The organism is Paenibacillus sp. FSL L8-0638 (assembly GCF_038593075.1).
Taxonomy (GTDB): domain Bacteria; phylum Bacillota; class Bacilli; order Paenibacillales; family Paenibacillaceae; genus Paenibacillus; species Paenibacillus polymyxa_D.
Map to the genome: position 1 here is coordinate 5,103,943 of NZ_CP151960.1, position 13,304 is coordinate 5,117,246.

The following is a 13,304-nucleotide window of genomic DNA, read 5'->3' on the forward strand; positions in this document are numbered from 1 at the left end:
ATTCGACGCGTGTCGACATTCAGGCGGGGTGCCGGCCAATTTGGGAGATCTTCCCTGTATACATTCTCTGCTGGTGCTCCGAATCCTTGCGCTTGCGTCTATTTTCTAAAATAATCATGGATTGTAGAGTAGGCTGTATTAGATGAGTCATATCCAGTACCCACTTGGTAAACCAAATAATTTATCTTGTTCTCTTGTAACTTTCGCAAATGGTTTTTCACTTTGTTGAAAAGCATAATAGAGATTATCTTCGAGACTATTTATATGGTGATTTGACAACTTATCGTTGTTTTTAGCATTATGAAGCCATTCGACATTCCTGAATAAATTGTAGTTTATCTGCCTTTCCGTAATAAGTGCCCACTCTATCTTTTGGTCTTTAAAGAACTCTTTTTCAATCTGTAATTTCTCTACAACTCGTTTTGTCAACTTGTTAGAAGGTTTGATAGAATGTGCAATAAATTTTATACTTTCTTCTTGTTTTACTGTAAGTAACATATCTGTAGTCATAATGATGGGAAGCTTATTCTTGGGGTCAGTTGGATGTTTAATGCCTAACTTTTATGCAATATAGAGGGTTTTATCTAGGGGTAATAAAGGAATTTGTTCGCGAATATCAATCACTTGCTCTGACCACTTCCATTTGGCAATGATGTGCCAATTCAAAGTGTTCAGACAGATAATGGTGAAGTCGACCACTTTTCCAACCAAGAATTCGAGTAACTATCCCTATTGAAGGTACATCATGTACCTTCAACCAAGGTTTATATTCCGAAAAAGTGGCCTTGACCTCTTCCTTCTTTGATTTTCCGTTGAATAGATGCTATAGAGTTACTTGATCGAATTTTGCTCATTATTCACCTTCTTTTTAGAACTACTAAATCAGAGTAAAGTTCAGTTATCTTTTTCTACTCCTAAGATATATTTTAGTTTTACTTCAAAATACAAATGTAGAATATAACAACTCACAGCTTTATACAATAGCAAAGTAATATTTTTAGCCATATTTTACTTCGTAGCCTATTCATAGGCTACTCGTAGGGTACAGTAGGGTATGAATAAGCTATAATATGGGCTATAAGTAAGTATAATTAGTAAGCAGATGGGTCGGGTAAAAGCTATTTGATTTTCTCAATAGAGATGAATTCATGAATACTTTGGAACAGCGATGTAAAAATTCGAGACTACTCCATGAATGGATACAAAAGGAAATTTCTAATAAGATCGGGGTAACTAAACAGGTTGTTTCTAATTGGGAGCGAAACGTAGCACGCCTGAAATTAATCATTTAATATCTTTAGCAAAGGTTTTTGACGTTACAACTGATTATTTACTTTGTATTGCTAATCGAATGACGTTCCCTACTGTGTGGGCTCAATTGATACAGGCGTATCTCCAAAGATTAACCACTCTATATGGCAATTGAAGTTTTCTTTAATTGCTATAATTATATCAAGAGAGGGTCTGTATTTATCTTGCTCCAGCTCACTCAACGTTCCTTGAGAAATGCCAATTATACTTGCAAACTTTATTTAATTTAAGTTGTTTGTTTTTCTAATAGTTCGAATTCGTTGGCCTATTGTAGACATAATTGCCCTCCTAAGCTAAAAAGATCCCGATATATTATCGGGATCTTTTTAGATGTTTGTAAAATGACTAGTGCCAGACTTTTTTTACTGGTTCCACCTTTTTTATCACCAGACATTTATGTACATACAATAAAGTTGTGTACTGAAGTCCAGTATTTTTAATTAATTCATTAAAAAAATAGTACTAATAATATTATTTAAGTACTTATTTTAATTTCATATTATATTAAAATGTGCGTCCGTTTTTATATTTTCTAATGTCTCTTCAGAATACAATTTTTCTAATAGAAGTTCTAAACCTGGATCTTCGTACTTTTTAAGCTCTTTTTCTATCCAGTAAAGGTGGCACATGAAATTTCTTTCATGTCTCAAAGGATATATCTTCTCATACAGGAGTTCCTTAAATTTTGCTTCCCCACAACAGAAGATCACTGGATTTTCCCGGTGCTGGTCTGTGTCAATGATGCAGCCAACTGAATGTTATTGCAGACAAAAACCGCTCCTGCATCTGCAGGAGCCATTCTCTGAACGGACACAATTATCTTTTGTGCATTCCTTTGCGCTGACGATAGGAGCTACTATGTTTTCTCCCCGCTTTGGAATACTGAATGAGGTATATCCCGTCAATTTCATTTGTTTAAAGATACGTTATTTTTTTATTATTACAGAAAGATCCCCTTCAAAAATTTTTTGAGTCGTATGATTAAAAGTAGATAAATTCACAGTTACAATTCCTGTATTCTTTCGGTTATCTTCTAGATTAATGACTTCAACAACTACATGTAACTCATCATCAGGGTATACAGGTTTTATAAATCGGATATTGTCCATAGCAGTACCAGCCACTACATCTTCACCGTATAAACCACACTCTACCCATAGTTTAAATGTTAGGGCTAATGTTTGGATTCCTGAAGCTATAATTCCTCCAAACATGCCTTCCTGAGTTTTCTTCTCATCCAAATGCATGTACTGAGGGTCAAATTCAGATGCGAATTCCATAATTTTTTCTTTGGTTACTTTTATAGAATCAGTCTCAAACCGCTGCCCTACAAAGAATTCATTAAACTTCATATTACACCCCTCGAAACGGATACTTTTACATAATGACTTCCGCAAAATTTAATTGTCAATAAGAAATTTATTCTCTAGCTAGTATGTTTTTTGGAGCTTTTTGGCTTGGTCAATTCGAAGCTATGATGCACCATATCGTGAATTTCATCTTCTGGTAGATCACCATCTAATATTACTGTATTCCAATGTTCCTTGTTCATGTGATAACCAGGCTTTACCTCTTCAAACGCTTTTCGCAAAAAATCAGCATGATCAGGGTTGCATTTTAGGTTGACGCAAAGATGCTCATCATGATTGTATATCAAGGCAAAAATTTTTTTGTTCCCTTGATGTCTCATCGCAGTCCATCCGTCTCCAAAAGGGTGATCTTCATATGAACTTGGGTATGATAAGCAATGCTCCATAATTTCTTCTATTGTCATGACGAATTACCTCGATTTCTATTGGATCATCTATTCATTAAACGCAATTAGGTTTCTTTGTGGCTTGCATACCATGCTGAAATTTCTCCCATCCGTTGTTTAAATTTCATTTCAGATCCTTGTATAGTGGGGTGGTAATATTCCCGTCCAATGAGAGAATCTGGCATGGTCTGCATCATTGTTAATTTTTCTTGAGTATCATGGGCATATTTATAACCTTTCCCGTAATTCAGTTCTTTCATCAATTTAGTCGGAGCATTTCGTAACTGTAAGGGAACAGGTTCATTTACGGAATGCAAGGCGTCTTTTTTGGCAGCTCTATAGGCCAAATAAGCTGCGTTGGACTTCGGGGCCAAGGTGAGATAAATGACAGCTTGGGTTAGATGTACATCGCACTCTGGCATACCAATGAACTGACAAGCCTGGAAAACAGCTACTGCTATCTCCAAAGCTCGGTTATCTGCTAAACCAACGTCTTCACTTGCAAATCTGACCAATCTTCGAGCAATAAATAATGGATCTTCTCCGGACTCCAACATGCGCGATAACCAGTAAATTGCAGCATTAACATCACTATTTCTCATCGACTTATGCAAAGCAGATATGATGTTATAATGTTCCTCACCATTTTTGTCATATAATAATGACTTGCGATTTAATATTTGTACTAAATCATTTTTATTCACTACAATGGCTCCATCTGACTTTTTTCCGTGTAATACAGCCATTTCTAGTGTGTTTAAAGCTACTCTGGCATCTCCATCGCAATATTCAGCAATCGCTGATAAAACGCCGTCTTCGATCTCGATTGATTGATTATTAAACCCTTTTGGGTTCGCTAATGCTTTCTGCAATAGCTCTAAAATATCTGCATGATTGAGCGGATGAAGCACAAACACTTTACTACGAGAAAGCAAGGCTGAATTCACTTCAAACGATGGATTTTCGGTTGTTGCTCCAATCAATATAATGCTTCCTTTTTCCACATAAGGCAGAAAGGCATCCTGCTGTGCTTTGTTAAAACGATGAATTTCATCAATAAATAGAAGTGTTTTCTCGCCTAATTGCCTGTTTCCTTCAGCTTCTTTCATGACACTACGAATATCTTTGATACCGCTAGTCACAGCGCTAAAATCAATAAATTTAGATTGGGTTTGATTGGCGATTATTTTAGCTAACGTTGTCTTTCCCACTCCTGGTGGCCCCCAAAAAATCATAGACGAAACTTGATCATTCTCAATCATTTCACGTAATACTTTTCCGGGTTCAAGCAAATGTTTTTGACCTACAAATTCTTCTAAATTTTGTGGACGTACCCGATTTGCTAAAGGCCGTCCCTGATCATACTCGTCATCAAATAAAGATCCTTGGATCATAAAATCACTTCCTCAAACAACATATTTTAAAAGAGTTCATAAGATGACATTATATATAACTACAATTAGTGTTTTATTCAATATGAAAGGTAGTAGACACTCGAGTAAGTTAATAATTTCAAAGATGCTGCTGTCGAAATTCTGCAGGCGTACAACCTGTTTCACGTTTGAAAAATTTACTAAAGTGTGTGGCTTCCTTGAAGTTAAGCTTTTCCGCAATGTCACTAATAGAATAGTCCGTATGCATCAGCAGACGTTTTGCTTCAAGATTAATCCGGGCCGAAATGAAAGCCTTTGCACTTATTCCAACTGCTGCCATAGTTGCTCGAGTTAGAGTTTTTTCCGTGCAGTTTAGACGAGTAGCGTATTCACTGACATGGCTCAACTTAGCGAAGTATTTCTCAACGAGTTTCTGGAAGCTTATAAAACGCAGCGATGTTTGAGAATCTATTGTTTCATTCATCCGTTTGCATTTATGAAGAATACTGAGCCAAGTTACAAATGCGTAGAGTTGGTAACGCAACAACATATGAATATCTTCTTCTGTCCCTTCAATCAACAAGTCTTCGATCATTCGTTCGATAGAAGCGATGCTACGACGCAACTCATTATGATTTAAATTTAGAATGCTTGGTAGCCTTTCAAAATCAAAAGCTAGTTTAAGCTCATTTAATGTTGATGTGTTAGGTATAAGAAACTCCGAACGAAACAAAATAATCCAACCATCCCAATTCTCATCATGTCCGAAATTATGAACCTGACCTGGGTATATGGCAAGAAAGGTTCCTGTGCTGCAGGAAATCGGCTCAAAATCGACCCATTGTATACACTCACCTTGAGTAGCACATATAAGCATATAGAATTCATATCTATAAGTTACACTCATCCTTTCTTTGGGTGTCCGTTGTTTAAGATCAGAGACTCGAAAAATTTCTACATCGTATGGATAAGGTAGTACAGGTTGATATTTAAGACGTTCTATATTTATTTTCTGCTTTGATATGCGAACCACTACATAAACCTCCTTTACTTAAAATGTAGAATGTCCGAAAAGTATCATTTATTTTCCCGGTTTTGCCTTTATCATTTGTGTTGAATGACCTAAAATGATCATATCACTTCCAACATCTAAAAAAAAGGAGCAAAAAAATGAGTGTAAATATCAAAGAAGTAGCTGAAACTGTATTGAATATAGAACGCGCCAATAATGAACGGTGGAATCAAGGAGACTGCTATGGATACCTGGATAGTTACAGTGATGATATTTCATACTTCGATCCTGTGGCTGAAAAACTTATTGTAGGTAATTCAACGGTGAGAGAACATATTTTGTCACGCTATAAAAATCCTAATATAATTCGGAGTGAATATCTCAATCCAGATGTCGCTGTCAGTGAAGCTGGTGATTTGGCAGTGTTGAGTTATAATTTACACAATTACGTAGCAGGAGAAGATGGACAAGAAGAACTTCAAAAAAGTTGGAATACTACTGAAGTTTTTCGTTTAATTAATGGCGAATGGCGCACAGTACATTCCCATTGGTCTTTTGTCCGTCATCCTGGGATTTTATCGGGTCTTGATGCGTTCTAAATACACACACCTTTTACTATAATTAATTAAAACTCCCTTTATCAGTTGAACTGGTGGAGGGAGTTTCTGTTCATTCGGAATTTCATTTATGTAAATATTTAAAATGAAGGGGTATCTAACATGCAGATTGATAATACGATGGCAAAAAAAATTTTGAGCGAAACCAAAGGAGCATCTACTGTTGGATTTACTCACTCTTTGAATCCTTACAGTGGTTGTGCTTTTGGATGTAGTTATTGCTATGTTAGAGAAATGCCCATTCAAAAATATAAAGATATTCCTTGGGGAGAATGGATTGATATTAAACTTAACGCTGTTGAAAACTACAGTAAAGAAATTAATAGTCTTCGCCGAAGAAATAAACCTATCAATATATTCATGTCTACTGCTACAGATCCATACCAACCCATGGAGCGTAAGGTTGAGATCACAAGAAAAATATTAACGGAGATGATTGAATCTCCACCAGATTTCCTTCAAATCCAAACAAGAAGTCCTCTGGTGGTTAGAGACCTCGATATACTTTTAGAATTACAACAACGTTGTGAGTTATTAGTTTCTATGACTATTGAAACAGACCGAGAAGATGTAAAGCGACTTTTTGCACCTTTAGCTCCAGGGATCAACCAGCGCTTAAAGGCTCTTAGAAATGTCCATGCAGCAGGAATTGCTACACAGGCATCCATTTCTCCTCTTTTGCCCTTCACGCCAGATTTCCCCAAAAGATTACAAGGGATTGTTGATCGAATATATATTGATTCGCTGAACATTGGAGATGGTTTAAAGGGGAAGCGATCCGAGCAATTGGGTATGCCTTTGTTGTTTCAGCGAAATGGGTTTTCTAAATGGTATCAGCCTGATATTCATTTTAAAACGAACAACTATTTTAATAAATATTTTGACGAAAAGATTATATTCTTATCTTCTAGTAGAGAGTATCCTCTAAAGGGGAAAATATGTACAATTGATTAATCTGCAAGGAAATGGGACAGTAATATTCTCTATTAGGAGATTCAATTGATGAAAACTCAATATGTTTTACATACAAAAAGAGCAACTAAACTGGCTGCTCTTTTTGTATGTGAAATAATGAAATTGATGGAATTTACGTCCATATTGGAGTTTCGACGCTTCACGGTGATGCGAATCCCCATTACGGGACGGGAAAAAGAGCTACGATTTATCGGTTCGTGAGCAACCAATTTTCCATTTTCTACACGAAAGTCATCAATACGAACACTCGGGATGCCGTACACGTCATCGACGGTTTGCTCCACCATGAAACGGACTTGGCCATCGAGGTGCTTTATACGGATACAGCCGGTTCACCGATTAAGTCTTTGGTTTAATGAATTTGCGCAGATTTCGCTAACAGGAAAGGATTCAAAAGCTTTTGACTTGTTATGCAATTCATATTCGCTCTGATTGAAACCTAAGCAGTCACCCTCTGAATTTAATAAAAAGCCCGATGATACGTGCTCATCGGGCTTTTGTTAAATACTTACTAAGAAGAAATATTCTTGTTATCTGTCATTAATAATAGTACACAACTTTAATGTCTAGTACACAACTTTATTGTCTGTACACACAACATTAATGTGTACAGACAATAAAGTTGTGTACTAGCTCTTGCCCAAATATTCTGCAAGCCGCATTTCTGTATCCGCTTTGACTTTGCTCCAGAACTTTGATTCCGCGCCTTCTCATTTCCTGGCGTACACGGTACTGTTCCTTTGATACACGATCCTGCATCGTCCTCATGTGTAGCTCGAACAGAGGGCCAAGCTTAAAATTTGATTCCTTTATCTTCTTGATATTCAGCTCCAGTATCGTCAACAAAAAGGGCAGCTCCACGTACTCAATAACAAGTTGCAATTCTTTCACATTGTCTGCCTCTATGTAAATTCACACCATTCTCTTGAATTATTTGCTATTATTAGGGGTGAAAAGGAGTGAAATCATTGAAAAGTACAGGTATGACACGTCCCTTAGATGCGCTAGGTCGTATTGTCATTCCCAAAGAAATGCGGAGAGTGCTAGATTACGAGATAGACGATCCCATTGAATTCTTCCTTGATGAAGAGGCGGGTATTCTTTGCCTTCGGAAGTATATTGGAGTTGCTTGCATGCTGTGCGGATCATTGGAGGGCTTAACTTACTTTAGAGACTCATTTATGTGTGTAAACTGCATTCGCGAGCTGAAGAGTCATCCAGGTTCCAGTAAATTACCTTCTCCCTATCCAGCAGCTGCAGATCATGTTTATCCGAAAACTAAAAAAAGAATGTATCAATCCGCACCGCAAATGCTTGATAAGCTTAGAAGGCTTATTGAATCAGATCCAAACGCCTCCCAAAAAGAATATGCTAAACAACTTGGTATATCGCAAGGGCGTGTTTCGCAACTTAAAAAATTACTGTAGACAGCAGAATTGAAAAAGGCTCCCTATTTTAAGGAGCCTTCAGATTTTATAGGAGCTACTTTCAAGCCAGCGTGATAACTGCTGCTCGCCGATCTGTTTATTGGCCACTGGATGGCCATATTAAACGATCGATGCGGTTCAGCTCCATGCCATTTATAATTAAATTACTATTTTCGTTCATTCTTCGTTTGTATTGTTCTTCCGGCAGCTAATATATACTGCAAAGGGTCATTTATTTTGAGATACGACAGACTTTGAGACACGCTGCCTTCCGGATTAACTTTTGGACGTTTTCGATCCGGGAGATCTATAGACGCGAAGTCTGCATCCATATCCACCGTTTGATTAAAATAGCCAATGATGTGCAAATCTTCTTTCCCTTCTCTAATCGTAGAGCCTGTCCGATTTAATCCACTCACCGTAATACTCCCTCTGGTTTCGCCTGCTGAGTTTTTCTCTTCCACAAGCTTGAAATTTTGAATATCCAGTGCAGAAGGATTGTCAAGAATGAATCTTCCTTGGTCCAGTTCTATTACTCTTTGAAAAGTCTTGCTTTGGTCAAAAGCCGGATTTTTTAAAATCACTTTGTTGTTCCTGTACTCAAACGGGATATTCATACTTCTCAGTAATACTCCAAGCGGAATGACAAAGGCATCCTGAATCACTTCGGGCTGAGTGTCCATCTGTGCTGGAGTATTGTTCAGTTTATATGTTTTTGCTCCCTTTTGAAACACAATTTCATTTGAACTCCACCTGATTTTTGCTTCCTGAAGTTTACCGTTATAATCAACTTTCGCGCCAAGAAGCTCGGCAACGGAACGAAGCGGAACCATGAGACGTTTTTCTTCATTAACGTAGGGACCAATCGGTGCGCAGTACAAAACATCATAATCATTCACTTTGAGCAAAGAGGTTCCTTTGACATGAATAGAGTGATTAATCGGTGCTGCATTAGCGTTATAAGAAGAGGTTCCAAATATAGCACTCACAAGAACTGCAAGAGATAATACAGCCGTTCTATAAAAATATTTTCGTTTCATTTTTTTACCCCCCGTTCATATAACGAAGCAAGGTCTTTTTTTGTTGCAAACATTTACGGAACTCTAATATTTACAGTTTCTTCACCAGAATTAATAAATGAAGCTGTAACTTGCGAACTCGGTACATTGCAGTATCCTGCAGTTTGTGACGATGTAGTCCACGGAGAATTATTTGTTGAGCTTGTGCCAATATAAGAATTGTACCAGTGAACTCCGTTAATAAACGATCCAGAATGTGGAGAACCTACTTTAGACGCTATAGTTGTCAATCGTTTAATAGATTGATTATAGCCACTAGTATTCCAACCCCTAACATCTCTTACCACAGTGGTATCTTTTTGAGAACTACCTACCATGGAACCCGCTGCATATAAAGCGACTTTATCAGACGTTGGAACATAAAATTTCAAAAATATATTTTGGCCCGATTCAAAGAGTGGACCATATGAATAGCCATTCTGTCTTATGAACATTGCCCAGTTATCGTTTGTAGGCTGATGGAAAAAACCCGCATCAACCTCATTTGCTGCAATTCCACCTGTATAAATGTGGGCTGTATCACCATTTCCTCCAGGTTTATTCTCATCATGCATTTGCCCTCTATTTTGAGAAGGTAGATATACATATCCAGAAAACCATGAGTATCCGGTATTTGATTGAACCTTTCTATATGGTCCATCAGAAGAAGCACATGAAACATTTTGAGTTGAGAAAGATTGTGTAAGATCGCATGTTTGCTTTGGAGCAGCGATAGTTTGTCCTTCTTTAGTTTTAAATAAATTTTCTCCTATTTGCTCTGCATTTGACCATTGCTTCAATAATTCAGGCTTGTTTGCAAAAATCTCTCCATCATCTCGAATGTATACTACATTGGTTCTTTCTTCAGCAGGTATGTCTTTCATTACATCTAAAATGATAGCTCTATCAGTACCGGTGATATGGGGATCAATAAAAGTTTTAGAGTCTAGCAATTCGGGCTCAACACCATACTTTCCAATTTCAGTGGCCTTATAAGTATCATCTGAGACAGAAGCCGGCTTAGCTAATTCCTGATTCGAAACGCCTTCCGCACCCGTAAAACACGGAAAGACTGTCATTGCAAGCAAAGGGACCACTAACATTGTTTTTTTTATTTTACCATTAAAACTAAAAAATTTCATTCTTCTTCCATCCTCTCTTTTTTTACACAAATATACCTTACGCGTTTCTGGAATAAATGTACACTACAACCATGTAAAATTTTTGTATTTTTTTGTAGTGTGACACTCTTCCTCTCATGAAAAATACATCAGTTTCATATTGTTCTTATGACATACCTTATCCTCCTTTTTGCCATACACATTAAACAAATGACATTTAATCGAAGAATCATTTGTTACTTTACATTTCTTTATAAAAGTTGGAATATCTCTGGTAATTATTGCCACCTCTAATAAATCCAAAGATTTTTTTCAATAGGACACTAAAAAAGATAAAAAAGTATTACGGCAACGACACAAATAGCCCGGTGGGTGCAACCCCCCGAGCCAATTTTTGACAAAATTCAAGTAACAAGCTATATGTACTGTTGTCGTGCGAATATTCGTAAAAGATTCTGGTCAATCCTTTCGACCCTTGTTTGGGTTTTGTCCCCCTTGATCACATTTTATTTCTCAGATTCTCGAAGAAACAGGTCATATGCAGCCATGAGGTCATGCACTTCCTCCAAGGTCAATTTATTCTTCTGTCTACTTTCTCCTATCCATCCTATGATATATCGCCAGCAACCATAGCCTTCTCTGTGCCTGTGCCATCAGGTATTATGCTGCGGAGCTGATTCAAAACATAATCTACTCTCTCCATCCCCACTCACCACCAATTAGATTATTTATTTCTTGTTATAAATTGGATAAAGCTCTGTTGTATTCCTTTACACCCGTCTCTCAAATTTTGATAGGCTGAAAAATAGAACGAATGGGATTTGGAACGGATAATGAACAGATACCCACGAAGTAGCTACTCCTAAGCTAAAAAGGATCAGACGTGTCGTGCTCTGGCCCGTTATCAATGTCGTGCCTTGACCGATCGAAACATCGTATCACTTCCCCGGGTCAACCTCTACCCCTTCTGCCTGCTGCAGTAGTTTCTACCCTGCTCGGTAACGTAGCAAACATGCTTCTAGGGACGCTTTCTGCAGGTGTTGTAGAAGCTGCTACTACAATGTTTGTACGCGTATAAAATTATTTACATTTTATGACTTGAGAAAATGTATACAAATTCGGATTCATTGGACCTATTCAAAAGTATCCACTTGAGGTGGTATTCTTTTACACTTCCAATTGTACTGTACATTTTGGTGATTTATAACTTTTTTTCAGTCAAACCGCATCTTGACCCTTCCTTTTCCGCTAATTGGCCTACCCGCATACCGATTCGTAGTGACAATAAATTTCAAATGAATTATTGCAAATACATTCGGTTAGAATACTTGTGGAAACAACCAATTCGATCCTGTCGAATTGAGAACCCTTCAAAGTTAAGATTCTGCAAATACCGCGATAACCGGTACTTTAGCGGTAGACCGCGGCATTCCACTGAGATGATGGGTGACTTTTCCATACCATTGCAGTAGAAAAACGACATTAAAATAACAATTATTGGGAGCGAACAATGAATAAAACAGCTGAAGTGATCAGGCATCCCCCATTTAACCCAATACACAGTGGGCTATATAACCCGGATGAATTATATAAGAACTTTGATCCCCATAACACGCTCAGCGTGTCAGTGACCCCGGATTTTCAAAACCTTATATATTTCCATCAAAAAGGACTCACCGCCGTCTCGGACCCTTACGCCGCTATGATGGAAGCCTTGCATGACGCTTCAGTCGGGCTTGGACTGAGGTCATTTTTGGCCAACGAGATGCTATCCGGGAGACGTCCTGTTTCCATTATGGGGGGGCACAAGGAGCCGCGCGGCAGCGAGACATACTGCAAGGTTGCACACATTGCCCAGAAGCTTTCTGAATCCGGCTTTATCGTCGTTAGCGGCGGCGGACCTGGTTGTATGGAAGCAACGCATCTGGGGGCGCTTTATGCCGGACGCTCCGCAGATCAGCTTACTTCCGCCATCAAAAGATTGCATGAAGCATATGCCGATTTTCCGGTAGACATGCAGTACATCCTCGAACACAAAGAAAATATGTGGACTATCAATGAAGACTTAATGAGCAAACTCCACGCATGGATGCTCCCTGCTTGGGAGATTGCCCAGGAGCTTAAGAACCAACTCACCCCCATCAATAACAGTTTGGCTGTACCAACCTGGCATTATGGACACGAACCGTTCACACCGCTTGCAACCCACGTAGCAAAGTACTTTCTCAACAGTACACGGGAAGACGTCCTTCTATCATTGGCATCTTGCGGTATTGTTTTTTCCGAGGGGAGGGCGGGTACGATTCAAGAGGTGTTCCAGGATGCTGCGCAAATTTTTTACCGCGGCAAGAAAGACAACCTCCCCAACCCGATTACATCAATGTTATTTCTGGATCGTAATTTCTGGGAGGTCCCTGAAGTCCCCGATGGAAAAGTACACGTTCCCGTGATGGACTTGCTCAAACAGCTCTTCGTTGTTTCAAAAAACATGACCGAGGAGCAATTCAAACGCTATATCCGTCTTGTTGATGATGCTGATGAAGTGGTGAAGATCATTATTGAAAATGCGCCGTCCGCTGACCAGGTTGTGCATAAGCTCTCCAGGTTTGGCATCAAAGATATCAACCTGTAGTTCATGGCTGATTAAATACCAT

Annotated in this window: 13 protein-coding genes and 1 pseudogene; 6 read left to right on the plus strand and 8 right to left on the minus strand. The window is 38.3% G+C overall.

Annotated features, from left to right (window positions below; translation table 11 throughout):
• Positions 1-147 precede the first annotated feature (147 nt).
• A complete protein-coding gene (locus tag MKY35_RS22645) occupies positions 148-552 on the minus strand; it encodes a TnsA endonuclease N-terminal domain-containing protein (protein ID WP_342446693.1) in 405 nt (134 codons plus the stop codon).
• A 596-nt stretch (positions 553-1,148) separates the two neighbouring features.
• Here MKY35_RS22645 and MKY35_RS22650 point away from each other — a divergent pair.
• Entirely contained in the window at positions 1,149-1,292 is a 144-nt protein-coding gene (locus MKY35_RS22650) for a helix-turn-helix domain-containing protein (protein ID WP_342444887.1), read from the plus strand.
• Between the two features lie 945 nt (positions 1,293-2,237).
• Here the strand turns inward: MKY35_RS22650 and MKY35_RS22655 are convergent.
• The 4 genes from MKY35_RS22655 to MKY35_RS22670 form a co-directional block, all read right to left on the minus strand.
• A complete protein-coding gene (locus MKY35_RS22655) occupies positions 2,238-2,663 on the minus strand; it encodes a MaoC family dehydratase (protein ID WP_104497168.1) in 426 nt (141 codons plus the stop codon).
• A gap of 74 nt (positions 2,664-2,737) precedes the next feature.
• Positions 2,738-3,085, minus strand: coding sequence for an MmcQ/YjbR family DNA-binding protein (locus tag MKY35_RS22660; RefSeq protein WP_029516804.1), 348 nt, complete (start codon positions 3,083-3,085; stop codon positions 2,738-2,740).
• A 47-nt stretch (positions 3,086-3,132) separates the two neighbouring features.
• A complete protein-coding gene (locus tag MKY35_RS22665; RefSeq protein ID WP_342444888.1) occupies positions 3,133-4,461 on the minus strand; it encodes a replication-associated recombination protein A in 1,329 nt (442 codons plus the stop codon).
• Between the two features lie 118 nt (positions 4,462-4,579).
• Positions 4,580-5,473 carry a helix-turn-helix transcriptional regulator gene (locus MKY35_RS22670; protein WP_342444889.1) on the minus strand — a complete coding sequence of 298 codons (894 nt, stop codon included), beginning with the start codon at positions 5,471-5,473 and terminating at the stop codon, positions 4,580-4,582.
• Positions 5,474-5,610: 137 nt separating this feature from the next.
• Between MKY35_RS22670 and MKY35_RS22675 the strand changes: the two genes are divergently transcribed.
• The 3 genes and pseudogenes from MKY35_RS22675 to MKY35_RS22685 all read left to right on the plus strand — a co-directional run.
• A complete protein-coding gene (locus MKY35_RS22675) occupies positions 5,611-6,051 on the plus strand; it encodes a nuclear transport factor 2 family protein (protein ID WP_342444890.1) in 441 nt (146 codons plus the stop codon).
• Positions 6,052-6,171: 120 nt separating this feature from the next.
• Positions 6,172-7,023, plus strand: a complete 852-nt coding sequence (locus MKY35_RS22680) for a radical SAM protein (RefSeq protein WP_322253076.1) — start codon at positions 6,172-6,174, stop codon at positions 7,021-7,023.
• 125 nt (positions 7,024-7,148) lie between these two features.
• A pseudogene (locus MKY35_RS22685) lies at positions 7,149-7,384 on the plus strand (Tn3 family transposase); the annotation flags it as partial.
• Between the two features lie 260 nt (positions 7,385-7,644).
• Here the strand turns inward: MKY35_RS22685 and MKY35_RS22690 are convergent.
• Positions 7,645-7,935, minus strand: coding sequence for a hypothetical protein (locus MKY35_RS22690; protein ID WP_051718108.1), 291 nt, complete (start codon positions 7,933-7,935; stop codon positions 7,645-7,647).
• Positions 7,936-8,012: 77 nt separating this feature from the next.
• Between MKY35_RS22690 and MKY35_RS22695 the strand changes: the two genes are divergently transcribed.
• On the plus strand, positions 8,013-8,471 hold the full coding sequence (locus tag MKY35_RS22695; protein ID WP_342446694.1) for a regulator: 459 nt from the start codon (positions 8,013-8,015) through the stop codon (positions 8,469-8,471).
• Positions 8,472-8,638: 167 nt separating this feature from the next.
• On the opposite strand, the gene MKY35_RS22700 is transcribed toward MKY35_RS22695, so the two are convergent.
• Together MKY35_RS22700 and MKY35_RS22705 are read right to left on the minus strand one after the other, a co-directional pair.
• The gene (locus tag MKY35_RS22700) at positions 8,639-9,511 is read right to left on the minus strand and encodes a copper amine oxidase N-terminal domain-containing protein (protein WP_039275280.1); all 873 of its coding nucleotides are present in this window, start codon (positions 9,509-9,511) and stop codon (positions 8,639-8,641) included.
• Between the two features lie 53 nt (positions 9,512-9,564).
• Positions 9,565-10,671, minus strand: a complete 1,107-nt coding sequence (locus MKY35_RS22705) for a hypothetical protein (protein WP_342444891.1) — start codon at positions 10,669-10,671, stop codon at positions 9,565-9,567.
• Between the two features lie 1,489 nt (positions 10,672-12,160).
• On the opposite strand from MKY35_RS22705, the gene MKY35_RS22710 reads away from it, so the two are divergent.
• Positions 12,161-13,282 carry a hypothetical protein gene (locus MKY35_RS22710; RefSeq protein ID WP_342444892.1) on the plus strand — a complete coding sequence of 374 codons (1,122 nt, stop codon included), beginning with the start codon at positions 12,161-12,163 and terminating at the stop codon, positions 13,280-13,282.
• Positions 13,283-13,304 lie beyond the last annotated feature (22 nt).

Excerpts from the sequence above, each read along its gene's own strand:
- MKY35_RS22650 (WP_342444887.1), top strand. The coding sequence starts at position 1,149 with ATGAATACTTTGGAACAGCGATGTAAAAATTCGAGACTACTCCATGAA.
- MKY35_RS22655 (WP_104497168.1), bottom strand. The coding sequence starts at position 2,663 with ATGAAGTTTAATGAATTCTTTGTAGGGCAGCGGTTTGAGACTGATTCT.
- MKY35_RS22660 (WP_029516804.1), bottom strand. The coding sequence starts at position 3,085 with ATGACAATAGAAGAAATTATGGAGCATTGCTTATCATACCCAAGTTCA.
- MKY35_RS22665 (WP_342444888.1), bottom strand. The coding sequence starts at position 4,461 with ATGATCCAAGGATCTTTATTTGATGACGAGTATGATCAGGGACGGCCT.
- MKY35_RS22675 (WP_342444890.1), top strand. The coding sequence starts at position 5,611 with ATGAGTGTAAATATCAAAGAAGTAGCTGAAACTGTATTGAATATAGAA.
- MKY35_RS22680 (WP_322253076.1), top strand. The coding sequence starts at position 6,172 with ATGCAGATTGATAATACGATGGCAAAAAAAATTTTGAGCGAAACCAAA.
- MKY35_RS22700 (WP_039275280.1), bottom strand. The coding sequence starts at position 9,511 with ATGAAACGAAAATATTTTTATAGAACGGCTGTATTATCTCTTGCAGTT.
- MKY35_RS22705 (WP_342444891.1), bottom strand. The coding sequence starts at position 10,671 with ATGAAATTTTTTAGTTTTAATGGTAAAATAAAAAAAACAATGTTAGTG.
- MKY35_RS22710 (WP_342444892.1), top strand. The coding sequence starts at position 12,161 with ATGAATAAAACAGCTGAAGTGATCAGGCATCCCCCATTTAACCCAATA.